Source organism: Lapidilactobacillus wuchangensis (genome assembly GCF_003946645.1).
In the GTDB taxonomy this organism is placed as follows: Bacteria; Bacillota; Bacilli; order Lactobacillales; family Lactobacillaceae; genus Lapidilactobacillus; species Lapidilactobacillus wuchangensis.
The window spans coordinates 145415-169508 of the sequence record NZ_RHOU01000001.1; the positions used below are offsets into that span (position 1 = coordinate 145415).

Below are 24094 nucleotides of genomic sequence, written 5' to 3' on the forward strand. Positions count from 1 at the left end.
TTTAACCGTGAAACGAGGCGAGCCAGCTATCATTAAATTATCACAACGATTACAAGCAGTAGCAGATTTGACCAGTCCGTGGCGCCGAATTGCCGACATTGGTTCTGACCATGCTTATCTCCCTATTTATTTAATGGCGGCCAACAAAATTGATTATGCTGTCGCCGGTGAAGTGATTCCGGGTCCCTTTGAAATTGCCCAGGCTCATATTAAGCAAGCCGGTTATCAGCAGCAAATCAAAGCTCGTTTGGCTGATGGTTTAGCAGCAATTCAGTCGGCGGATGAGATTCAATGCGTGGTTCTGGCCGGAATGGGTGGTCGTTTAATTACTGAGATTCTTAATCGTGAGCCGAACATTTATCAGTATTTGCAGGGGTTAGTTCTGGAACCTAATCAGGATGTCCCTTTTGTACGTCAGTGGGTTGCTGATCACGGTTGGCGAATCACTGCTGAGCGAATTGTTTTCGATGAAGGCCATTGTTATCAAATGATGTTGGTGCAACCGGAACCCGTTCAGCGGCCATATTCACCAGTGGAATTATTAATGGGGCCGCTGTTATTAAGTGCGACGCCGCGAGATCCGGTTTTTACAAAATACTGGACTTTCAAATTAAAACAACGGGAACAATTAATCGTCCAATTGAACCAGGCCCAGCAATTACCTGTGGCCAAGTTACAGCAATTAAAGCAGGAAATTGCTTTGATTAAGGAGGGATTAGCTTGTTAAATCCAACAGTTGAACAAGTCATTGAGCGTTTGGAATCTTTTGCGCCACCAGTTTATGCCGAACCTCATGATCCAGTAGGGTTGCAATTAGGTGACCGGCAACAACCAGTGAAGAAAATCATGGTGACTTTGGATGTGCGGCCGGAAGTAGTGGCTGAAGCCATTGAACGTCAGGTTGATTTGATTATTGCCCATCATCCCATGATGTTTCATCCTGCCCGAAATCTCGATTTTCAAAATCCACAAAATAGAATGTATGCTGACTTAATTCAGCATTCGATTGCCGTTTTTGCCGCCCATACTAATCTTGATGAAATTCCTGCAGGCATGAACCATTGGTTAACTGAAGCTTTAGGCTTAACTCAATGCCAACCGTTCAATCGTCAAGAAAAGGTCGATCCAACGATTCATGCCTATTTAGGGGCGATTGGTCAGTTACCTCAGCCCCAAACAGTCCAAGCTTTTGCGGAATTTTGTAAACGGCAATTCAAATTGTCAGGTTTGCGCCTGATTACTCAGGAACCACAGAAAATGATTCAGAAAATCGCCGTGATTGGTGGCGACGGTGGCAAATTTTATCCAGCGGCAATTACTGCCGGTGCTGACGTTTTAGTGACCGGTGATGTTTATTACCATACGGCTCACGATATGTTGGCCAATGGGTTGTCAGTTGTTGATCCTGGTCACCATGTTGAGTCGATTATTAAGCAACAGTTGCCACCGCTATTACGGCAATGGGCCCAACAAGCTGATTGGTCAGTCACGGTGATCAGCTCAGAATTAAGCACTGATCCGTTTCAATTTATTTAGTCATTCACTTAATTAACTTTCGGAGGTTATCCCATGGAAAAATATGAAAACTTATTACCGCGCTTTTTAGATTATGTTAAAACTGAAACTCGTTCAGATGAGAACTCGACTACCGTTCCTTCAACGGCTACTCAGGTTGCGTTCCAGAAGCAATTAGCAGCAGAGCTTAACGGTATTGGCCTGACTAAAGTCACTTATGACGAAACAAATGGTTATTTAACCGCCTTGTTGCCAAGTAATTTAACTAAAAAAGTCCCGGCAATCGGCTTTTTGTCACATATTGATACGGCTGACTTTAATGCGGACAATGTTCAACCACAAATCGTGCAAAATTATGATGGTAAAAGCGTGATCAAGCTGGATGATGCCGGTGAATTTGTGCTGGATCCGGCTGAATTTCCTAATATGAAGCATTATGCTGGTCATACTTTGATTACCACTAATGGCCAAACTTTATTAGGCGCCGATGACAAGTCAGGTGTGGCTGAAATTATGACTGCCATGAGTTACTTGATTGCCCATCCTGAAGTGAAGCATGGTGATTTATGGATTGGTTTTGGCCCCGACGAAGAAATTGGTACTGGTGCCGATAAATTTAACGTGAAAGCTTTCCCAGCTGATTTTGCCTATACGGTCGATGGTGGTCCTTTAGGTCAATTGGAATACGAGACTTTCAGTGCTGCTTCATTAGATGTTGAAATTCAAGGTAAAAATGTCCATCCCGGCACAGCTAAAGGTATTATGGTGAATGCCTTGCAATTAGGAATTGATTTCCAGAATGCCTTACCAGCTGCCGAAGTGCCTGAAAAGACTGATGGTCGTCAGGGATTCTTCCATTTATTGAGCTTTAATGGCACCGTTGATGCGGCGAAGATGAGCTACATTATTCGTGATTTCGATCGTGATGGTTTGGAACAACGGAAACAATTAGCACGGGAGATTGCTGCTAAATTAAATCAACCTTACGCGGAACCACGGATCAAAGTTACTTTAAATGACCAATATTATAATATGGTTGAAGTTATGAAGGATCACATGGATGTGGTTAAGTTAGCTGAAGAAGCGATGAAGGCTTTACAAATCACCCCTGATGAAGAACCAGTTCGAGGTGGGACTGATGGCTCGAAGATTTCCTTCATGGGCTTACCAACACCTAACTTATTCGCTGGTGGCGAGAATATGCACGGCCGTTATGAATTTGTATCTTTACAAGTTATGGAACAGGCGGTTGATGTTATCTTGAAGATCAGTGAATTAAATGCCCAATAAAATATCATCATCAGCGTCTGAAACTGCAGCCGCACCAATTACTGGCGCCACGGTTTTATATGGCTTGATTGCTCATCCGGCCCACCATAGTTTGTCGCCGTTGATTCATAATCGCGGCTTTCTGGAGCGGCAAATTTCCGCACGTTATTTGGCGTTTGATACTCAAGCGACTGCTGCTGATATTGCAACGAGTATCAAGGCCTTGAATATTCGCGGGTTGAATTTGTCGTTACCATATAAAGAGACAATGCTGCCGCTGATGGACGAATTAACGCCAACAGCAAAGCTAATTGGGGCGATCAACACCATCAAAAATGAAACTGGCCACTTGCTAGGGACCAACACAGATGGTCAGGGTCTAGTCGCCGCCATTCAGGCTACTGGCGTTTCAATTAAGAAACAACACGTTTTATTACTCGGTGGTGGCGCCACAGCGCGGGCAATTTTAGTGGCCTTAGTTCAAGCCGGCTGTGATCACGTGACCGTCGTCCAGCGCCCAGAAAGTCGGCACTATCAACAAATGCAACAACTATTGTCAGCGTTAGCATTAGCTGATCAAACGTGCCAACCTTGGCCGCAGTTAGCTAATTTACCGATTGAAGATTATTCATTAGTGATTAACGCGACCAGCATTGGCTTCGGTGACCAACAAGATCAAAGCCCCTTATCAGCCGAATGGTTAAGCCAGTTGCCAAGTACCTGCCAAGTTTGGGACGTGATCTACCAACCGCGGCAGTCAAACTTGCTGACTTTGGCTGAGCAACAAGGATTAGCCACCCACAATGGTTTGGCAATGCTCTGTTATCAAGCGGCAGCTTCGTTTGAGTTTTGGACTGGCAAGACCTTGCCAGTTGTGTCAATTTATCAAATTATTAAACAAAAGTGAGGTTTTCTGAATTGATCATTCAATTTAAACAACCGTTGAATCAAGCGGTTGTCCAGAGTTTGTTACAAAAGTTAAAAGAAAAACAGCATCACGGGATGTTAGTGGCTAATCACTTAGTTATTTTCGACGCTGATGAATTAGAATTAAGCGAACGCGAGAAGTCGGTAATTACTGAAGTCATTCACACGCAACCTCGTTATGTGCTGGGCAGTCGCGTTTTCCATCCTGAAGATACCATTGTCAAAACCCCGCACAACAAAATTGGTGGCGATAATTTCACGATTATGGCCGGACCTTGCTCCGTCGAAAATGAAGCCATGATTCAAGATTTAGCAGTCCAAGTCAAGGCTGCTGGCGCCACTGTTTTACGCGGTGGGGCTTTCAAGCCGCGGACATCACCTTACGACTTCCAAGGGTTAGGTGAAACTGGCTTAGGTTATTTGCGGAAAGCTGCTGATGAGAACGGCTTGGACGTGATTACCGAAGTCATGTCGCCAGAACAAATTCCGATGATGTTGCCTTACACGGATATTTTCCAAATTGGTGCTCGTAACATGCAGAACTTTGCCTTGTTGAAGGCGGTCGGTCAAACCAACAAGCCAGTGGCGTTGAAACGTGGTTTAGCGGCAACAATTGATGAAATGTTAAATGCCGCCGAATATATTGCTAGTCAAGGCAATTTGCAAATTATTTTAATTGAGCGTGGGATTCGTTCATTTGATGATAAATATAGTCGCAATGTCTTAGATGTCGGCGCAATTCCAATTTTACAAAAATTAAGCCATTATCCAGTCTTAGTTGACCCTAGTCACGCGGCTGGTCATGCTGATTTAGTGCCAACTTATGGTCAGTCTGGCGTTGCTGCCGGGGCCCAAGGGATGATTGTGGAAGTGCATCAAAATCCGAGCCAAGCTTGGTCCGACGCTGCTCAACAATTGACCCCAGCAACTTTCAAAAAAATGGTGGTCACCACGGCACAAATTCATGATTTATTGCTGAAGAATCAGACTGCTCAGGATCAGAATTAAGGTGATCTCGTGAAAACTTGGTCAGTTCAACTGGCAGAACACCAGACGCAAATATATTTTGGTCAAGGAATTGGTCAGCAGCTAGGGGAATATCTTCCTGAATTAGCGGCCAAAAAAGTGTTGGTCTTAACTGATACCAATTTGGCGCCAATTTATCTACAGCAGTTGACCCAACAGTTAGCTGCCTTATCGGTGACTGTGGTGCCAGTGATTATTTCGACCGGCGAGTCCAGCAAAGAACTTGCGACGGTCTTAGAAGTTTACCAAACATTGATTGCTGAGAAATTTTCACGGCAGGATTATTTGCTGGCTTTTGGCGGCGGGGTGATTGGTGATCTAGGCGGTTTAGTTGCCAGCACTTACATGCGCGGTATGAAGTTTATTCAAATACCAACGTCGATTGTGGCGCAAAGTGACAGTAGTCTTGGCGGCAAAACGGCGATCGATTATCAACACTACAAGAATTTAATTGGAACTTTTTATCCGGCTAGTAAAATACTCGTTGACCCAGATTTCTTGAAAACTTTACCAGCTCGAGAAATTAGTTGTGGCCTGGCAGAAGTGATTAAGTCACTGCTGGTAAGTCCTGAACAACCGCTTGATTATCAATTGCTCCAGCAGAGTCAATTTGTGACTGGTGAATTACCCAGTCAATTGTCTAAACTAGTCCAACAGGCTTTACTCGTCAAAACTCACTTTGTTCAGGAAGATTTTTATGATTTCAAGGAACGTCGCTTTCTCAACTTTGGCCATACCATTGGTCACAGTGTGGAAGCCTTGGCAAATGGTCGTTTGCATCATGGCGAGGCGGTTAGTATTGGTATGGTTACCATGATGCGCGCTTTAGTCCAACATCAATTGTTGGCGCCTGACGTGTTGAATATGCTGACGCAACGATTGCAACAATTGTCGTTACCAATTGAGCTGCCCGACGATTTGACCCATGAAGCAATTACGCAACAATTAGCCTTAGACAAGAAAGCCGTGGCTGGTCAAATCCAGTTAGTGCTGTTAAAGGCACCTGGCCAGACCTATTTACAGACCATGGCGATTAGTGATTTTGCAGTTTGGTTAGGATGGTAAGATGTTAAATTATGTGACGGCCGGCGAATCACACGGCCCTTATTTATCAGCAATTATCAGTGATTTCCCCGCACAAGTGCCGCTGAGTCAAGAACGGCTGCTGGCTGATTTGCAGCAGCGACAACGAGGTTATGGTCGGGGCGGTCGTATGAAAATCGAAACTGATCAGGTGCAAATTACAAGTGGCGTTCGTTATGGGGTCACTTTAGGATCGCCGATCGGTTTACTGTTAGCAAATCGTGACTTTGCTAACTGGCAGGAAGTTATGTCAGTTTGGCCGACCGCGACCAATGATGCTGATCAGCGCAGTAGTGCGGCGCGACGGAAGCGAACAGTGACGCAACCGCGACCAGGTCATGCTGATTTGGTTGGCGCTTTAAAATACGGTCATCACGATTTACGTAATGTCTTGGAGCGGGCCAGTGCTCGTGAAACGACCATGCGCGTGGCCGTGGGCAGTTTATGTCAACAATTTTTGCGGCAATTTGATATTGAGGTTTTAGGATTAGTGACTAGTTTAGGCACCGCTACTTTACCAACTGCCGATTTAAAAGCGGTGGCGGCCAACCAATCAATAGCTGATTTTCAAAAATGGCAACAGTTGGTTGAACAAAGCGATTTACGCACGGTTAATACCCAAACCGCCACAGAAATGAAAGCGACCATTGACCAAGCTCAACAAGCGCGAACCACTTTAGGTGGCCAATTTTGTGTTGTGGTTCAAGGCCTACCTAGTGGCTTAGGCAGTTATACCAACGCTACTGAAAAACTGGATGCACGTTTGGCGGCGGCTTTAACAAGCATTAACGCGATTAAAGGGGTTAGTTTTGGCGACGGCTTTGGCTTGAGCTCGATGCCAGGCCGGGCCACTTTAGATGAAATTATTGCTGATCCCGACCAAGGATTGACGCGTAATCATAACCATCAAGGTGGGCTGGAAGGCGGTATGACCAATGGCCAGCCGTTAATTATCCATGGCGTCATGAAGCCGATTCCCACCCAACCAATTGGCGGCTCCACCGTTGATTTAACCACTGGCCAAGCGACTCATGCGACTGTGGAACGTTCCGACGTGACCGCGGTACCAGCAGCGGCAGTGATTGCCCAAAGTATGGTGGCAATCACGATCATGCAGGCGTTTTGCGAGATGTTTGGCAGCGATTCTTTGCCACGAATTAAACGTCATTATCAAGATTATTTACAGGAGCTTCATGAACGAACAACAAATTATTGAGACCTTTAAAACTAAATTTCAACCACAATTAACGACTGGCTTACGGGGCAGTTATCGCGTTCCCAGTGATAAAAGTATTTCCCAGCGGGCGCTTATTTTTGCTGCCTTAGCCCAAGGGACATCGGAAATTACCCATTTGTTACCAGCGGCTGATGTGCAACATACTCAAAAAGCCTTAACTGATTTAGGCATTCAAATTGTGCAACGGCAACGGCTCACTTGGGTCGTTGGACAAGGTGGTTGGCAATTTAAGCCCTTAGCGACTCGACCGCAATTAGATTTAGGTAATTCCGGCACTGGGACGCGACTATTATTGCCATTGCTGAGTCGCCAGTCATTTACGAGTCAGTTAGTTGGCGATGCCAGTTTATCTCAGCGGCCCTTAACGAATTTTCTAGAACCTTTACAAAAAATGGGTGCTAAATTTAGTGGTGGCAACTATTTACCATTAACGATTCAGGCTAATCAGCAATTACATGGGATTGCTTATCAATTGCCAGTTGCCAGTGCCCAACTGAAAAGTGCGTTGATTTTAGCCGCGTTACAAGCAGACACACCTAGTCAGTTAGTAACGTTAGCACCTACGCGAGATCATACTGAGCGGTTGTTGCGCTTATTTGGGGTTCCCTTAGCTATTCAAGGGCGGACGATTAAGGTACTGCCTTGGCAACGGCCACTACAAGCAACGGCTTTAACGGTTCCTGGCGATCCTTCTAGTGCGGCGTTCATGATTGTCGCAGCTTTATTGCTGCCTGATAGTCATTTACAATTGAACAACCACAGTTTGAATCCCACCCGAATTGGCCTACTTCATTTATTACAACAAATTGGTGCACCAATTGTTATTGGTAGTTCTGATCAACTAGCAGCTGAACCAGTAGGCCAAATTGGGGTACAAAGCTTGACAGACCGCGCTTACCCACCATTGCAAATTGATCAGCATAATCTCGGCCAGGTCATTGATGAAATCCCAATTCTTAGTCTGTTAGCGACTCAATTAACTGGTACTTCGGTCATTAAGCAAGCGGCTAGTTTGCGGCACAAGGAAACCGATCGCTTGCACGTCATCACCGAACAATTACGTTTATTCGGGGCGCAAATCACTGAACAGTCAGACGGCTTAACCATTACTGGTCCGACCAAATTGCATTTGCCAACAGAACCGTTAAATGCTTATGACGATCATCGAATTGCAATGATGCTAATTGTGGCCAGTTTGGTTTTAGGCCAGAAAATCCCGATTGCTGGTTTAGGCAGTATCGCTACCTCTTATCCAGACTTTCTGACCGACCTGATTCAATTAAGTCAGGGGGCCTAAGCATGACAGTTATTTTAATGGGCTTTATGGGCGTAGGTAAAACCACCACCGCTCAAGTTTTAGCTCAAGAATATCAATTAACGCAATTAGATAATGATCAATTTCTGTGTCAGCGCGAACAGGCCACGGTCGCCGAATTATTCCACCAATATGGTGAAGCTGGTTTTCGTCAACGTGAATTGCAAGCCTGCCAAGCAGCCATGCAACAGCAGCCACAAATATTAGCATTAGGTGGCGGTATGGTTGAAGCTGCAGCTAGTCGCGAATTTCTGCAGCAACAAGCACCGGTGCTATGGTTGAAAAGTGATTTTGCAACTTGTTGGCAACGAATTCAGCATGATCAAGGTCGGCCATTGGTGCAGCAGTTACAACAAGCGGGTTTGGCGCAAAGATTTGAGCGGCGCCAAGCTTGGTATCAGGCGGTTGCCACTGATGTGATCGAGGTTGCGCAGCAAACACCTCATGATTTAGCCGGTGAAATTTATCACCGCTATTTTAAATAATTTGATTTAAGAATGAGCTCTGACTTCATAAAAATAAACGTCCAACCAATCCGCTTAACACGAATTGGTTGGACGTTTATTTTTATAGGTTAGGATCAACTTTGAAGTTTAGTGGTGAATTTTGTGTTTGCTTGGTGATCAGCCGACTGATCAGGGCTTGGTAACCATTTAGCGCAATTTTGGCCACTTGGGCATTATGCTGATCGAGGAGAATTTGTTGTTCGTCATGACTGCTTAATTCTGAATAAGCGCGGTCGTTTTTGGCGAGTTGTTGCCACAATTCCGTTGTGACTTGATCTTGAGTTTGGCTGAGGTCGCGGGCGAAGCGGAAATGATCGCGGTCAACTAAAACACCGGCATGCTTGAAAACCCAATAGGCGGAACTAGGGCTGTAATCAGCTTTGCCCCGTTGATACATTAACGGAATGCTGTGGCCTTGACTGTAGAAGGGCACATAAACACTTTGCGCGCTGACACCCATCGCCAACCAATGCACCCCAACTAAATCGGCAGCTACATTCGGCCGTAATTGCAGTACATGGGATTCTTGAGTCGTCGCCACACTAATTGGGCGGAAACGTTTCGTCACCGGCGTGGCACCCATTAAATCGTAAGGGGTCCCGTTAAAATGGTCACTTAAAACTCGTTGAGTCGCAGCCACAGTAATTGGATAATCCGCTCGTTGAATAAATGGTAGTTCATAACTTTGTGGCTCTTGAACCAGGGAAGGCGTCAATAAACGCTGGCCGCTCCAAACCCGGGGCGTATTGTAAACCAGGTCAGAATCATTATTGGTTCCGAAAATCCGCCGGAAGTTAAAGGGCTGGTCGGCTGGCCACAAATGATGTTCCTTGACGAAGTTGGCCAATTTTGGTGAAGTAATGAAATTATCAGGATCAGCAAAATCAATGACTTCAATTGAGATTTGGTTGGCGACAACAGCATAAGCATCATCAGGAATCCGTTGTGCCACCCATTGATGACCCGTCGCGACTTCAAAGTACCAAGCTTCAGTTTGGTCAGCAAATAAAATACCGTTGGCTTCAGCACTGCCGTGTTCGTCGATGATTCGTCCTAAGCGTTGAACGCCTTCACGAGCCGTTTTGACGTAGGGGAGGACAATGGTAATCATTGCTTCTTCCAACAAGCCACTAGTCTGTTCAAAGGGATCATTAGCCAACGCTCGCTCATTACCATAAGCACTTTCAGTGGCGCTCATGGCCACATGGTATTCATTGATCCCACCTTCAGCGAAAACACCGTATCGATCAGTCCATTCAGGCATTGCTGAGTATTGATAACTCAAATTAGGCAGTGGTAGCGCGAACTTATTTGCCTTAGAATGAAAAACTTGGTCGGTTTGTTGCTGCCGAGGATTAAATTGTAAATGTTTGGGCCAAGCAGTTTGGCTGTCTTCATTACGACCAATTAAAACTGAGCCGTCATTGGTTGCTAAACGGCCCACGAGAATTGAGGTACACGAACTTCTTGAAATTTTAGGTTGCATTTTTAGCGCTCCTTGTTCATGATTAAGACATCAGTTATAGAAAGGGGATAAAATAATGCCTTTAGTTCATATTGATTTAATCGCTGGGCGGAGTGACGATCAATTACGTCAATTAGTGAAAGATGTGACAACTGCTGTGGCCAAGAATACTGGCGCACCAGCTGAACATATTCATATTGTCTTAAATGAGATGCAGCCTAACCGTTATGCTGACGGTGGCGTACTCCGTAGTGACGAAAAATAAATGATGCGGAAAAGCGTTTGGACAAATGCCCAAACGCTTTTTTAATGGCTGATTAGGAATTCATTAAACAGCCAGGTATTTTTCCAAATAGTCGGCTAAGCCATCTTGCGAGTTCGGTAGGGTCGTGACATCATTAGCGACCGCCTTAACTTTATCAACGGCGTTGGCCATCGCCACGCCCCAACCAACATGAGTTAACATTTCCAGATCATTGACTTCATCGCCAAAAGCAATAATGTCCTTGCTGGGAATCTTAAAATAATCGGCCAAATATTCCACGCCCGTATATTTATTGATACCTTGGTGAACGACTTCTAACGCGTTAACTTCGCCACCCCAACTGTTCAATTCAATGTTAGGGTATTTCTTCAATAATTCCTGCTTGATGTAATCTTGATCTTGATTATCGACAAAAATTGTTAAAGAAGTCGGGTCAGTTTTCAGGGATTGCTGATTAAGAATTTGGTCTTTCGTCAAACTGTTAGGGAAGAAGCCAATATCTAAATCAGCAATTTGGTCAGCATACAGGAAGTTTTTACCTTCAGCGGCGACCATCCGAATTGGTAAATCCTGTTTGAGTTTTAACACATCGAAAACCAAATCGCGCGGAATAGTTGAGCTTTTCTCACCAGCCCACGTATGGTTCGGGATGTGGATCAAACCACCATTAAAGTTAACCATGGGCGTGTTAAGGCCCAATTGAAAGTAATAATTCTCGCTAATGCGATTCGGCCGGCCAGTAGCAATAGCCACCATATTTCCGGCCTTGGCAGCCCGTTGCAGTACGTCAACTGTCTTCGGGGTAATTTTAGATTGATTGTTCAAAGTTGTCCCGTCAAGATCGAGGGCAATTAATTTTTGAGTCATGCTAAGTTCCTTTTCTTTAATTGATTGAAAGCTGTTAATTAAAAAAATCGTTGCCGTTTCCGCTAATTGGAAAACTGCAACTGTTAAACGACATATTTTTAATTGTTGAGTTGCACTAACCTTTGGAAAGTACTTTATCTATTTTAGCAAACAATTACTGTATAATAAAGCACTTTATTCTGAATACCAAGCAACCAGAATCAAGATTTTGGCGATATTTTGACGAGGCTTTGAATATTTAACCAGCTTATTGATCACTGTCAAGCAGGGCGTCGGTCGTATTTCATGAAGTTTTAAAAAATTGGTTTGATGCTGGTACTTGCTGACATAGCTGCTGAAAAATTAGATTTATTTTCAGTTATGATAGCCTTTGATTTACAGAATCGAATCAGGTGGGTATGATGAGCAATGGTAACTGGTCTAGTTGAGAGGGGATTTTATTCATGTCAATTTTAACAAAAGTTTTAGGTTCATTAGTTGCGCTGGAGTTTTTCTACATTCTTTATTTAGAAACGTTTGCGCCCACATCAATTCGGACTGGTCAAGTCTTTAAAATGAGCCAGGCAGTTTTGAAACGAACTGAGGTTCAGACCTTGTTTAAAAATCAAGGTGTCTATAACGGTTTATTGGCAGTTGGCCTAATTTACAGCCTATTTTTCGCCACCGCCAGTCTGGAATTAACGCGCGGAATTTTAATTTATATTATTTTGGTTGCCGCTTATGGTAGTTTGACGAGTGACCGTAAAATCCTGTTCACGCAAGGTGGTTTAGCAATTCTAGCACTGATCAGCTCGTTCTTCTAAAGCAGCACGTAATGCAGTCAAAACCAGTTCAGTTTTAACAACTTCAGTTTTTACACAGCCATGGTTAAACTGCTTGAAGTATCACTTTATTCGTTCATTGCGCTTTTTTCTTCTTATCAGTATAATTAATGCGAGGAGTTGATCGCGTGAACGCAGATGAAATGAAAGATAAAATTTTAACTGCATTAGAGGCAGTTATTGATCCTGAATTGGGCATCGATATTGTTAATTTAGGCTTAATTTATGAAGTCGAACTTGACGAGGATGGCCTTTGTACGATTAAAATGACCTTAACCACCATGGGCTGTCCTTTGACCGATTATTTATCTGATCAGATTAATCAGGCTGTGATGCAGATTCCCGAAGTGAAAGACGTGGAAATCGACTTGGTTTGGTATCCACAGTGGACGCCAGAATTAATGAGTCGTTATGCGCGGATTTCATTGGGGATCGGTTAATTTTTCGACATTAAAAAAGGCCGCGCCCAGCGCAACCTGATTTAATATCGATGATGGTGATAGCTACTTTTTACTAGCGAAGTAAGCACTTAAACGTTGTGCTTCTTCATCAGTAGGTACAGCTTCGCCAGCTTTGATTTGATGAATCTTTTCAACACTGAAGTGACTTTCAAAAGCAATTTGAGTATCAGTTAACTCCTTTTGCTTTTGGAAATTGATTAATTCTTGTCCGACCGTTGATAATGCCATCATAATACCTCCTTAAATATCGTCAGCAACTCGACGCAACTTAATTTTAACATTATCACGAAAAGATAGAAAATAAAAATGTAGGTGATTATTTTGACAACAAATTTAAATGGTTTCCCTGCCGATGAGTTTGCCGCCTTCTCGACAACTAAAATGGCGCATTTCTTACCTTATACCGCAAAGACAACACCTGAGATGATCAAAAAGTTTTTCGGTGCTGATTTCGGTAAAAAAGCTGACATCATTAATAATAAATTAGTCGTTCTTGGTGGCGAAGGTTGGTCACCAGTTGATTTCAATACAATCATTGCTCGCTTTGTTAACAACAAGTACAAGGTAATGGACATTGATTATTACCGGCGTAATTTCAACGATCCAATTACTGATAGTGATGGTGCCGGAATCTTCTAGTTCATTAAAGACAGTAACGTGTAGCACCACGCCAAACAATGGTTGCGACTAGATAATTTTTAGTCAATTTGCTGATGTCAAGAATAACTTAGGTCTGCTTAATGCTAAAATCCGGGCAATTCCTATTCGAATTGTCCGGATTTTAAATTATCAGCAATTAATCAGCTGAGTTGTTATTGGTCTAGCCAAGCTGCTAATTCATCAGCAATTTGGGCATGTGAGAAAACAGGGAATTCTTGAATTTCTTGGCTCTTTAAGTGGGTGATCATTCTTGGCATCGGCGCAGCAATCACTTGCCGTAAAATCTGGGCAGCGTCAAAGTCTCGTTTGTCAGTGGGATGATTGGTAATCCCTGCTAAAACAACATCTGGTGTCAAATAAGGATCGACAGCGGCCAAAACCAATGATTCTGGTTCATTTTCGGCAATTGCGGCCAAAGCCAAGGCAGCGTCAGGGCCAACGGTAATTTGTTGTTGCGATTGCGCCCGGCGAATTTCTGGCAAGGCTGCTTCTGCGTCAACGACTTTAACCGTTAAAAAGCTGGCCAGTTGGCTGGCAATTTCAGCGGCGTTTAATTCAGTGCTCGCTTTTTCAGTTAAGGCAACCACCAAGCGTTGCAAGTTAACTGCCGCAACGGAAGTTAATGCTGGTTCACCATTTTCAAAAAAACGGGCCAGTGGCGTCATTTGTTTGAGCGCGACGGTAACGCTACTGATTGGCGCCCCTAATTGTTGGGCATAATAAGCCGCCAACACATTGCTGAAATCATAAGTTGAGGTGGCAATTGCGGTTGTGCCTTCAGCGGCTAAGCTAACTTTCATTAGACTGAAAATTTGACCTAACAGCAAACTAAATTGGCAATTGTCCAAGACAATTAATTGTTCTTGATTAGCAGCAGCCAATTCTTGGAAGTGCTGCTTATTGACCGTCATTTCTAAGGCCTTGGCCGTAATGGGTGCCTCTAATTGGTAAAGCTTCACTTGCGGCTTATCCAAAGCTGCCGCCAATTGTTGCCGCTGGAAGCCTTGAATTTGTTCAGGGGCAAAGAAGCCAATCAAGCGGGCCTTTCCCGGCAAGAAATGCGCTAAACTAATCAGTAGGGTTGGATCGCTGGCCAGAAAAACTGGTTCAGTTTGATCATTATTTTCCCGTTGTTGCCAAGCAAATAGGTTAAGATAAAGACTGGCAGCTAAATCACGATCAGTCATTGTGGGCTGATGATATAATTCGGCGATTTTTAAAGCTGAATTGGTCTCAGCTACGGTAATTTGCGCCTTAGCACTGAAAACCTGCTCTAAGCTAGCAGCGGCAATTTCTTGGGCTTGTTCAACGGTTAAATCGGGTTGAAAAGTAGTGAGCACAGCACTGAGTAAATCACGATCGTTGCCATGAAGAATTTCCGCGGCTAATGGGGTTAAATTAGTGGCGACGACGGCTGGTGAATTAGCGGTTGTTGCCCAAGCAGCAGCCGGTGTTACAGAAGTTAATTCTTTACAAGTTAGATATGAAATCGTCATTTATTTCGCATCCTTATCATTTTGTATCCGTTTTATTTAACGCTCATTTCCATTCTAACTTTAATCAAGTCAAATGAACAGCCTAGTTTTTAAAAGCTGTTAATCATCATTAAGGAAAAAATATGGATTATCTGAAACAATTACAGCAAGTGAGTCAACCGTATCAAGAAATTATTAATTTACAAATTCAATTAGCTGAGATTCAGCGCTGTTGTCAAGAATTAGCGGCGGGGCAATTATTATCGCGGCCGCTACCATTATTGCAGTTGACGGAAGATGATTGGTGGGCATTTCTTACGATTGCTGATCGACAGGGCATCGCACCAGCCCAAGCACAGCGAGATTATCGCCAACTCCAGCATTTATTACGAAATTTCCGCAAATATTTGCAATATCATGATGGTCAGTGGACGTTGATTTCACAACAGGCGCTGCGTGTCTGGACCAAATATTGGCCCTTTCGCCGTTATTTGGAACTCATGGCCGGTGATGGTCGTTTGGCTCGTGGCTTAGCAGCGCGGGGACAAGCAGTGATTGCCACTGATAGTTTGGCTTGGCAATCGGAGAACGAAACTGGTCGGCAACAATTTTTCCCGGTGCGTCAATTAGGTGCTCGTGAAGCAGTCCAGAAAATTGGCCCCCAAGTTGATGCGATTATTCTGGCGTGGAGTCCTAATAATGATCCGCTTGATTGGTTTTTGTGGCAGCAAATTGCGCAACTGCCTAATCATCCGGATTTAATCGTCATTGGCGAGAAATTTGGCGTCACCAATAGTGAGTTGTTTTGGCGCACGGTGCCAGCGCAATTTGCCGCGCCACTAGTTAAATTACGACGTTTTCTACCAGCAACGATCGACGGTGTCCAGGAATCCGTATATCTTTATCGAAGCACAGCGAAGGGCGGTTGGAATAAATGAAACGAAAAATCTTTTTAGACATCTTGTTAGCCGTTTTAACTGGTTTGTTAGTGCTCTGCTTCCAACAAGACGAGCAACGAAACAATACCAGTCAGCTAAATCGTAACGGATTATCGGAAAACAGTTTGCTGATCAACCACAGTAAAAAAATGGCCGTCACCCCGTTGATCAAAAGTTTAGCCGCCAGTAAATTAACTGACTTTCAAATTCAATTTATTGCGAAAAACAATCCTAACTTCTCATATGTTTATGCGAAGGGTAAAACCAATGAGAATTTGCCGGTTTTAAGTGGACGCACGTTTAATAGCAATGATTATCAGTCAGAAGTACCCTTTGTGGTGTTGGGCAAGAATCAGGCCACGAATACTTACAAACCGCAATCGCAAATGTATTACCAGTATCAACAAAATTATTTGGCGGTCATTGGCACAGTTGGCACCTCGCGCACCTCAGCAATTAACGACCATGTTTTTATTTCCTTATCACCAGAACAGCCCGATCAAAACTTATTGACCAGCTCTTTCCGAATTGTTTATGATCCGGTTACGATAAACAATAGCCAGACCAAACAAGTGCTGAAATTATTCCAAGCCAGCAAAGCGACGAGATTAATTGATAACTCAACGGTTAAGCGTGAGCGTCAAGGCTGGTTCGAACGTTCTGGTATTCTGCTGACCCAAGTGATTTTGATTTTTACTTTTATGGTTATTTTAACTTGGGCCTTGGTTTATTTGATTCTTGTCTCAGGCCGACGCTTCAATCTGGGCGGTTTCCTCCGGGATCAATTAACCTTAAAGCTACTTGGCGAAATTGCCTTGCATTTATTGTTAAGTACGGTGATTGGTCTCTTGGTCGGTTGGCAGATTTTCCGAGTCAGCCAGTTACCAGTTGTTGCTGGTCTGATCGGAATTTTTGATGCTTTAAGTCTGATCATTAGTTACTTGTACATGAATAATTCTCGCCATTATGCAAAATTAAAAACTGCCGCTCAAATTCTTTATCAGGAGCAGAAAAAAGAATGAACTTACCTAAAGATTTTAAAAGTAAATATCAACAATTATTAGGTCCGGAAAGCGCCGATTTCTTTGCCTGCTTGCAGGAACCTGCTGTGAAAGGTTTTCGACTTAATCCTAAAAAGCTGGCCGCTCAGCCTGAGTTACAACACGAATTCCAACAAAAATACACGCCGATCCCGTGGAGCCCTTGGGGTTTTTATGGTCAAGTTGCCGGTGACGAAATTACGCAATTGGCTGGTGATTTATATAGTCAAGAGCCTAGTGCTCAAGCTGTCGCTGCTTTAGCCGACCCAGCACCAAATAGTCGCGTTTTAGATTTATGTGCGGCTCCTGGTGGTAAAACGACGCAACTGGCCAGCATTCTACATGAAACCGGGCTGTTAGTCGCCAATGAGATCGATCGTCAGCGAGCCAAAGTTTTGTCAGAGAATGTGGAGCGATTTGGCTATAGTAATACGGTGGTGACAAATTATTCGCCAGATCAACTGGCCAAATTATTACCACACTTTTTCGATGTGATTGTTGTGGATGCACCTTGTTCTGGTGAGGGAATGTTCCGCAAAGATCCTCAAGCAATTGATTACTGGTCCTTAGATTATCCGCGCCAGTGTCAGCAGCGCCAACGTCAAATTCTCTTAAGTGCCTTAGATTTATTGGCGCCTAATGGCACTTTGGTTTATTCAACCTGTACCTTCGCTCCTGAAGAAGACGAAGAAAATATTGATTGGTTATTGCAGCAAGCACCAAAGTTTGAAGTGGTTGCGCCAACTGGTGCTGGCTGGGACTTAGCTGCCCACGGTCGTCCAGAGTGGGGCCATCAAAATCAGCAATTAACTAAAACAGTCCGCTTCTGGCCACAAACCGTTCGTGGTGAAGGCCACTTTATGGCGAAGTTAGTTTCAGGTGCCGCTGAGACTGATGCGGCAACACCAACAATGAATCAGCCAATCAGTCAGGCCAAAGTTAAACATCAGCGTGGTCATCAGCGAAATCAGCATAAGACAGCCCAGCAAGTGGCAGCCGATCCGGCTCAACTTAAGCAATGGCAGGACTTTGTTCAGAACACGCTAACTGAATTACCAACTGATACCACTGCAGTGACAATCGTCAATCAAAAAGAGCAGCTTTTCGCAGTGCCAACTCCCTTATTAGCTCAGGATAAACTGCGCTTTGTTCGCCGCGGTTTATGGTTAGGGGAGGGCCGCAAAAACCGCTTTGTTCCTAATCACGCTTTATTAATGAGTCTGCCACGTTCGGCCTTTAAGAATGTCCTTGATCTGACTGAGGAGCAATACCAGCACTACCGTCACGGAGAAACATTGACATTTTCTGAACCACTGGCTAAGGGTTGGTATGCTGTTTGTTATCAGCAACAACCTTTCAGTTGGGGTTATCTCACCAATCAAACCTTAAAGAATTTCTATCCTAAGAATTTTCGACGCTAGGCAACAGAACCCGTTTTGACGCCATTCCGGGCTTGCTGGTTGTGGAACGCTGCGAGGATTGATTGATGCTAATTACAGGCCAAAGTTCAAAATCATTAAAACCAGATGAGGTTGGTAGAAACAGAATAGCGTCTGACTCCATTACGGGCTGCTTGGCGTGGAACGCGGCCGGCATTGATTTGAGCTTATTGCTGCGCAACAATCTCAAATACAAGCCTTATCGTAAGTGCTAAAGCACCAACGATAATTTGGCGGCTGACGCCAAGATCCCTCCATTCCGTCGGGAGTTGAGGTGGTTCACTTCACAATTGTTAATGATTAAGGCAAGGCTAGCGGAATTCAGAAACTCAATTCAATCAGTAGTAATAGTGAAACGGCACAAAGAAGCAGTGTGACAACTCTATTCTCAGTAGCGATTGTCACACTACTTTTGTAACACCACAATCTGGTTCGGCTAAATAGTGGCGCTCAGTTCTGTTAGTTTAATCTAGGCAGGGGCCCAGCGATTGGCGTCAATGGTGAAATTATTCTTGCCGCTTCAGCGGTTAGAATAAGACTCGTATCTGAGATTGTTGCGTCAGCAATAAGCTCAGATCGATGTCCACCATGTTCCACGCCCATAAAATCGCTGGGCCCCTGCCGTTATCAACTAGGGAAAGACCTTCAACTAAAAGAAAACACGATAACATAATAAATATTGTCATTAAAAGTGCCGTTAGGTTTGGCAAATCAACACTGATTTGTTCAATCTAACGACACTTTTATTTTCATTAATTAAGTTTAATGATGTTGCCGATTAGTCGAATACTGTGACCAATCGAGATCAAGCTGCTGGACATAATTCATTAAATCAGCACCAAGAATTAATGGCGTCTGTGCTAGCACTGCCGGTGTTGGACAACCAAACATCAGTAAGATGCCCTTGAATTCTGCTAACCATTGATCGAAGATTGCAATCATTTCTGGCAGGTCATGATGCAAAGCTAAATGCAAGAAGTAGGCTGACATACCCACATAGTTAGCACCTAAGCTAAAGGCTTTGGCAGCTTCCCAAGGTGTTCGGATACCGCCACTGGCAAAAATAGTCGGCTGATCAGCTTGCACTGCGGTTTGTTGAGTACTTAAATAATTTAATAAGCTTTCAACAATAGATAGACCAAAATCACTATAATCAGATGATAGGCGTTGCGAACGGCGTTCATTTTCTATTGCAATGAAATCAGTGCTGCTTGCACCAGATAAATCAATTCCAGCAATATCAAGACTTAGCAGTTGTTTGATACTTTGACTGCTCATGCCGAAGCCAACTTCCTTAGCAATCAATGGTGTGACTGGACCAATTTGTTTTTGTAATTCTTGAAAATTATTGAACCAGTGGAAATCCTGGTCACCTTCGGCCATGGCAAATTCTTGTGGTGCATTTAGGTGAATCTGTAGGGCATCGGCCTGAAGTAATTGGATCATTTCCTGCGCAAAATCAACTGGGTGATTGGCACCTAAATTAGCAAAAATCAAGCCATCTGGATTTTCTTGACGAACAACTTGAAAACTTGCGGCGGCTTGCGGGGTACTTTTTAAAATGCTCATTGAGCCAACAGCCATCGGCATTTGAAAATGTTGAGCTAACTGAGCCAATTTCTGGTTGATTTTTTGAGCAGCAGTGGTCCCACCAGTCATCGCGTTAATATAAAAAGGCGAGCTAACTGGCTTACCAAATAGCGTCGACTTTAAATTGATTTCAGTTTGACTTAATTCTGGAAATTCTGGATGGAGTAAGCGGACCTGTTGAAAATCGGCATTGCCTTGTGGATGTTCGCGATAAAGTTTCTCAGCAATGGCTAAATGAGCACGTTTGCGCTGCGCTTGTTGTTCAGCTGGTGTTAGCTTCATACGCTGGCCTCAGTTAATTGGAAGACAGATAGGGGTAAAGTCGTGATTTGCTGCTGATTCCAAGCTGAAATTAAGCGGGCTTGGTCAACTGTGTGATCGGTCAAGACAATACCACAGTCTCCACCGCCAGCACCTGAAGACTTGGCCGCGCCACCACAATCCTCGGCAATTCGGCAAAGTTCCTCTAAGGCAGGGGTTTCAATGGTTACACCTGAGAAGAAGCCTAAGTCTTTAATGAGTTGCCGATTGTGGCGAATTTCTGCTTTAACAATCGGCAATTGCTGATTGCGAATGCCGTTGATCATTTGTTGGACGCATTTTTGACTTTCGGCCAAGAAATGCTGGTATTGTTCGTGCTCAGCAAATTTAGCAATGGTGATTTTGTCAACTAGGCGACTAGTTGAAGCGGGTGAGCCAGTCCAACCAATTAATAATTCTAATTCATTTGGCACATGTAAAAGTTCAATTTTTAGGCCCGGCCATTCGCTGGCAAGAATTTCACCAAAAGTATTATTCTGCAGCACCGTGCGTAACCAATCCTTGTCGAAGGTACTGTAAGCAATCCAACCACCAAAGACACTGGCAGCAATATCGCCAAGTGAACCATTGCCTTGCACATTAAAGTGCGCAATTGCCGCCAACTTGAAGAAATCCATTCGACTTAATGGTAGCTCATAAAATTGGCACAGCGCCTTAACTGTGGCGACAGTTACTGCTGCGGAACTACCGAGGCCATATTTGCGACCGCCTTGATCTTCCAACTGGCTGTTAATATCGAGATCATAAATTTTTAGTGGTCGACCCATTTCTAAGGCCAAGGTTTCAACAACACGAATGGCTTCAAGAATGTAATGATAAGGATTATCACGATTATCAAAAATCATTTGGTCGCCACTGCGCCGCCAGTGAAAATCAGTTTCAGCATATTGACGGGAATTAATAGTCCCTTGCAAAACCGCTTCAGAAACGGAAACGGTAATAAAGCGATCCAAAGCAACAATAATTGCTGGATGTCCTGGTTCCAAAACAGCATATTCGCCAGCAATATAAAGTTTTCCTGGCGCCTTGACGGTAATCATTTAATAAATTCGACCTTTCCAGAATTAATCAATTATTTGCACTGCAGGGCCGGGCTGGCAGACAGTCCAAGCCAATTTGGGTAATGCCTGATGAAGTTGTGTCGTGATCGAAGCAACATCTTGCTTAGCACATATTAGTTTAGGGTTAGGTCCGGCGTCAAGGGTTAAGTAACAACTTAACCCTTTCGTACGAATTTCTTGGACCAGTTGCCAGATTTGCAAAGTTTCAGGGGCAAAGTAGGTGAATGGGGGATTAGCACTTAAAGTGGTGGCATGCATTTGCATGGCGTTGGTTTCGCCCAGCTTGCCAATTTGTTCAATATCACCTTGAGCAATCGCCGCTCGCATTGGTGCTAAGGCCGCCGTGGCAGTTTTTACCCAAGCTGGATAAAAGGGCGAATGTTCAACCGAGTGTTGCATCCCAGCAGTGGAGAGGATTTTCTTGGGTGCTGTGTTGACAACCAAGGCAATCACCACGATTGGAAAAGGAACGGGATCAAGCAAGCTTTGGGCGTAGGAACTTTGATCATCAGTGCCGGCTTGCCACTCCACGAAGCCGCCTAAAACGGAGCGACTAGCAGAACCGGAACCATGCCGTGCCAAAATGGATAATTCGCGGCTTGATAAATTAAGACCGGCCGCGCGACTGCCAGCTGTTGCCAAAGCAGCAAACGCAGAGGCAGAGGAAGCCAAGCCTGCAGAAGTGGGCACAAAATTTTCACTTTTGATGATTGCTTGCCGATTTAAGCCAGCCATTTGGCGAATACGCGTCAAAACGCGAGTCATTTTATTAGTCGGAGCTTGCCATTGACCTTGAAAGTAAAACTGATCTGGCTTTTGCTGAGTGGTGGCCTCGGTGAAGGTCACACTAGTTTCCGTATAAAATTGATCAAGGGTTAAGGAAATTGAATTGTTGTAAGGAATCATTTCCGTGATTGATCGTTTGCCCCAATATTTAATTAAGGCAATATTGGTATAGGCGCGCGCTTTAGTCATGACCAGCCTCCTTCACTGAATTAAGGGTTGTCAACCAAGTGGTTAAACCAGCTTGTTGGCATTGTTGCTGAGCCGCTTGAGCACTGGTTTGATGATCGAAGTAACCAAATACGCAACCACCTAAGCCGCCACCAGTTAACTTCGCCCCTAAGGCACCAGCCGCTTTAAGTTGCCGAATAAGTTGACCTAATTGAGGGGTACTAACGCCAAGTTGTTGCAAAGCAGTTTGATTTTGATCAAGTAAGGCTCCAAATGTTTGTTGTTGCTGATGTAATTCAGTGCCAGTCGCCGTTGTGGTGAGTAGTTGCCGAACTTGGGGGACCAATTCTTGAATCCCGTTAATTTGCTGCTGCCAAAATTTGGGTCGTTGTTGACGCAAGCTGGCCACTTGGGCAATTGCCACACCGGTGCGACCAGTTACGCCACTGTCAATGATCAACAAATAACCTGGTAATGTTAGCGTTAAAGGCTGCGGTACTTGTTCTCTTAGAAAATAATAGCCTTGATCAGCGCCGACAACTAAAGCATCTAAGCCGCTGGGATTACCATGCTGAGCTTTTTCTTCGGCGGCAATAATTTCCTTAACCAACGTAGGTGCATATGGTTGCGGTAATAATTGCTGAAGTGCTCGCACAATCGCCGTGGCAATAGCCGCCGAAGACCCCATGCCTCGCTCAAAAGGAATGTTGCTTTGAATGGCTAACTCAATGACTTGTGGTCGCTGTGTTTGCTGAGGCCAATGTTGTAAGAATGTCGCCAACAAGACTTGAAGATTTGCTAGCTCAGTGGGGGCAGCGGCTAAATTACCTTGGTAAAGAATTGACTGGATCATTACTTGCGTTTCGCCAGTTGTTAAGCTGCCGGTAGCAGTGGCGGTGACTTGAACGGCAATTTCTGGTAAGGGGATTGCAATTGCTGGCGTACCATAAACAACGGCGTGTTCGCCAACAAGAATTAATTTTGCATGGCTTGTACCAGTGGTCGTTAGTTGTTTCATATTTTAAAATCACGTCTCTTTATTAACTGATTGGGAACTTGACTTGGCTGTGGTAGCAGGGTCAAAGTCACTTACTTTTTATTCTACCTTAAATTGTGAAATCTGTCTTAAAAATATTTTGTGGTTATTGATTAATAATTGCCACAATTCGTTGGCAATTAGCTGAAAGAATAGCACTAGCGCTCCTTAGTTGATGACGGTAGGGCCCCAGCGATTTAGCGGGCGTGGAACGTGGTGGGCGTCGATTTAAGCTTATTGCTGCGCAACAATCTCAAATCCGAGCCTTATTCTAACCGCTAAAGCGGCAAGAATAATTTCACCACTGACGCCAATCGCCGGGTCCCTGCCTGGATTAAACTAACAGGTTTGAACACCACTATTTAGAAAAGCAGACTGCAATATGGTTTCGATTGATAAGTAGCATTAGTTAGACTTGAGATTGTCAATCGTTCAGAACTAGCGTTTCGTTAATAATAATTAAAACTTGCATGCTAATATTTTGCTGACATTAACTTAACCACCGACAATAGCAAAGCGAGCTATTTTAACTCCAGACGGGATGGAGGGCGTGGTTATCAGCCGCTAAATTTCAGGCTGTGCCATGATTCGTGTGCTTATCACAATCTTACAATACTGCCTTGAAATATTAACAAAATTTAAGTGTACCAGCTCAACTCCAGACGAAATGGAGGGATCTTGTCGTCAGCCGCCAAATTGTTCTTAGTGGCTGGGCCACTTAGAACAAGGCTTGTATTTGAGATTGTTGCAAAGCAATAAGCTCAAATCAATGCCGGCCGCGTTTCACGACAAGCAGCCCGGAATGGAGTCAAACTCAATTCTG

Annotated in this window: 25 protein-coding genes; 16 read left to right on the plus strand and 9 right to left on the minus strand. The window is 44.1% G+C overall.

What is annotated here, in order from left to right; translation table 11 throughout:
- Positions 1-7: 7 nt before the first annotated feature.
- The 9 genes from EKM82_RS00610 to EKM82_RS00650 are packed head-to-tail and all read left to right on the plus strand — an operon-like array spanning position 8 to position 8857.
- On the plus strand, positions 8-727 hold the full coding sequence (locus tag EKM82_RS00610) for a tRNA (adenine(22)-N(1))-methyltransferase (protein ID WP_125766395.1): 720 nt from the start codon (positions 8-10) through the stop codon (positions 725-727).
- A complete protein-coding gene (locus EKM82_RS00615; RefSeq protein ID WP_125766396.1) occupies positions 721-1536 on the plus strand; it encodes a Nif3-like dinuclear metal center hexameric protein in 816 nt (271 codons plus the stop codon). Before EKM82_RS00610 ends, EKM82_RS00615 begins: the two co-directional genes overlap by 7 nt.
- 33 nt (positions 1537-1569) lie before the next feature.
- Entirely contained in the window at positions 1570-2805 is a 1236-nt protein-coding gene (gene pepT / locus EKM82_RS00620) for a peptidase T (protein ID WP_125766397.1), read from the plus strand.
- Positions 2795-3691, plus strand: coding sequence for a shikimate dehydrogenase (gene aroE / locus EKM82_RS00625; RefSeq protein WP_125766398.1), 897 nt, complete (start codon positions 2795-2797; stop codon positions 3689-3691). Before pepT ends, aroE begins: the two co-directional genes overlap by 11 nt.
- An 11-nt stretch (positions 3692-3702) precedes the next feature.
- A complete protein-coding gene (aroF, locus tag EKM82_RS00630; RefSeq protein WP_125766399.1) occupies positions 3703-4719 on the plus strand; it encodes a 3-deoxy-7-phosphoheptulonate synthase in 1017 nt (338 codons plus the stop codon).
- 9 nt (positions 4720-4728) lie between these two features.
- Complete coding sequence (aroB, locus tag EKM82_RS00635) at positions 4729-5802, plus strand: 3-dehydroquinate synthase (protein ID WP_125766400.1); 1074 nt, start codon at positions 4729-4731, stop codon at positions 5800-5802.
- A gap of 1 nt (position 5803) precedes the next feature.
- Positions 5804-7036 carry a chorismate synthase gene (gene aroC, locus EKM82_RS00640; protein ID WP_125766401.1) on the plus strand — a complete coding sequence of 411 codons (1233 nt, stop codon included), beginning with the start codon at positions 5804-5806 and terminating at the stop codon, positions 7034-7036.
- On the plus strand, positions 7014-8354 hold the full coding sequence (gene aroA / locus EKM82_RS00645) for a 3-phosphoshikimate 1-carboxyvinyltransferase (protein WP_125766402.1): 1341 nt from the start codon (positions 7014-7016) through the stop codon (positions 8352-8354). The genes aroC and aroA overlap by 23 nt, the downstream gene beginning before the upstream one ends.
- Before the next feature lie 2 nt (positions 8355-8356).
- The gene (locus EKM82_RS00650) at positions 8357-8857 is read left to right on the plus strand and encodes a shikimate kinase (protein WP_125766403.1); all 501 of its coding nucleotides are present in this window, start codon (positions 8357-8359) and stop codon (positions 8855-8857) included.
- A gap of 82 nt (positions 8858-8939) precedes the next feature.
- Here the strand turns inward: EKM82_RS00650 and EKM82_RS00655 are convergent, their stop codons facing one another.
- Positions 8940-10364: a C69 family dipeptidase gene (locus EKM82_RS00655; protein WP_125766404.1), complete on the minus strand. Its 1425-nt coding sequence runs from the start codon at positions 10362-10364 to the stop codon at positions 8940-8942.
- 55 nt (positions 10365-10419) lie between these two features.
- Between EKM82_RS00655 and EKM82_RS00660 the strand changes: the two genes are divergently transcribed.
- On the plus strand, positions 10420-10608 hold the full coding sequence (locus tag EKM82_RS00660) for a 2-hydroxymuconate tautomerase (RefSeq protein ID WP_125766405.1): 189 nt from the start codon (positions 10420-10422) through the stop codon (positions 10606-10608).
- Positions 10609-10671: 63 nt separating this feature from the next.
- Here the strand turns inward: EKM82_RS00660 and EKM82_RS00665 are convergent, their stop codons facing one another.
- Positions 10672-11475, minus strand: coding sequence for a Cof-type HAD-IIB family hydrolase (locus tag EKM82_RS00665; RefSeq protein ID WP_125766406.1), 804 nt, complete (start codon positions 11473-11475; stop codon positions 10672-10674).
- Positions 11476-11918: 443 nt separating this feature from the next.
- On the opposite strand from EKM82_RS00665, the gene EKM82_RS00670 reads away from it, so the two are divergent.
- Together EKM82_RS00670 and EKM82_RS00675 are read left to right on the plus strand one after the other, a co-directional pair.
- On the plus strand, positions 11919-12278 hold the full coding sequence (locus EKM82_RS00670) for a DUF1304 domain-containing protein (protein ID WP_125766407.1): 360 nt from the start codon (positions 11919-11921) through the stop codon (positions 12276-12278).
- A gap of 128 nt (positions 12279-12406) precedes the next feature.
- Positions 12407-12736, plus strand: coding sequence for a metal-sulfur cluster assembly factor (locus EKM82_RS00675; protein WP_125766408.1), 330 nt, complete (start codon positions 12407-12409; stop codon positions 12734-12736).
- Between the two features lie 63 nt (positions 12737-12799).
- On the opposite strand, the gene EKM82_RS00680 is transcribed toward EKM82_RS00675, so the two are convergent.
- On the minus strand, positions 12800-12985 hold the full coding sequence (locus tag EKM82_RS00680; protein WP_225419624.1) for an LBP_cg2779 family protein: 186 nt from the start codon (positions 12983-12985) through the stop codon (positions 12800-12802).
- 93 nt (positions 12986-13078) lie between these two features.
- On the opposite strand from EKM82_RS00680, the gene EKM82_RS00685 reads away from it, so the two are divergent.
- Complete coding sequence (locus tag EKM82_RS00685; protein WP_125766410.1) at positions 13079-13396, plus strand: bromodomain-containing protein; 318 nt, start codon at positions 13079-13081, stop codon at positions 13394-13396.
- 173 nt (positions 13397-13569) lie between these two features.
- On the opposite strand, the gene EKM82_RS00690 is transcribed toward EKM82_RS00685, so the two are convergent.
- Entirely contained in the window at positions 13570-14913 is a 1344-nt protein-coding gene (locus EKM82_RS00690; RefSeq protein ID WP_125766411.1) for a hypothetical protein, read from the minus strand.
- Between the two features lie 122 nt (positions 14914-15035).
- Here EKM82_RS00690 and EKM82_RS00695 point away from each other — a divergent pair, with 122 nt between their 5' ends.
- Genes EKM82_RS00695 through EKM82_RS00705 form a run of 3 tightly spaced genes read left to right on the plus strand, consistent with a single transcriptional unit; the run spans position 15036 to position 18291 of the window.
- Entirely contained in the window at positions 15036-15830 is a 795-nt protein-coding gene (locus EKM82_RS00695; RefSeq protein ID WP_125766412.1) for a hypothetical protein, read from the plus strand.
- On the plus strand, positions 15827-16852 hold the full coding sequence (locus EKM82_RS00700) for a hypothetical protein (protein ID WP_125766413.1): 1026 nt from the start codon (positions 15827-15829) through the stop codon (positions 16850-16852). The genes EKM82_RS00695 and EKM82_RS00700 overlap by 4 nt, the downstream gene beginning before the upstream one ends.
- The gene (locus EKM82_RS00705) at positions 16849-18291 is read left to right on the plus strand and encodes an RsmB/NOP family class I SAM-dependent RNA methyltransferase (protein ID WP_125766414.1); all 1443 of its coding nucleotides are present in this window, start codon (positions 16849-16851) and stop codon (positions 18289-18291) included. The genes EKM82_RS00700 and EKM82_RS00705 overlap by 4 nt, the downstream gene beginning before the upstream one ends.
- Here the strand turns inward: EKM82_RS00705 and EKM82_RS11160 are convergent.
- The 5 genes from EKM82_RS11160 to mvk all read right to left on the minus strand — a co-directional run bounded on the left by EKM82_RS11160 (position 18272) and on the right by mvk (position 23253).
- Positions 18272-18433, minus strand: coding sequence for a hypothetical protein (locus EKM82_RS11160; RefSeq protein ID WP_164508024.1), 162 nt, complete (start codon positions 18431-18433; stop codon positions 18272-18274). The genes EKM82_RS00705 and EKM82_RS11160 overlap by 20 nt on opposite strands.
- 638 nt (positions 18434-19071) lie before the next feature.
- Positions 19072-20181, minus strand: coding sequence for a type 2 isopentenyl-diphosphate Delta-isomerase (gene fni, locus EKM82_RS00710; RefSeq protein WP_125766415.1), 1110 nt, complete (start codon positions 20179-20181; stop codon positions 19072-19074).
- A complete protein-coding gene (locus EKM82_RS00715) occupies positions 20178-21260 on the minus strand; it encodes a phosphomevalonate kinase (RefSeq protein ID WP_125766416.1) in 1083 nt (360 codons plus the stop codon). Before EKM82_RS00715 ends, fni begins: the two co-directional genes overlap by 4 nt.
- A gap of 24 nt (positions 21261-21284) precedes the next feature.
- Entirely contained in the window at positions 21285-22256 is a 972-nt protein-coding gene (gene mvaD / locus EKM82_RS00720; protein ID WP_125766417.1) for a diphosphomevalonate decarboxylase, read from the minus strand.
- Positions 22249-23253, minus strand: coding sequence for a mevalonate kinase (gene mvk, locus EKM82_RS00725; protein WP_125766418.1), 1005 nt, complete (start codon positions 23251-23253; stop codon positions 22249-22251). Before mvk ends, mvaD begins: the two co-directional genes overlap by 8 nt.
- Positions 23254-24094 lie beyond the last annotated feature (841 nt).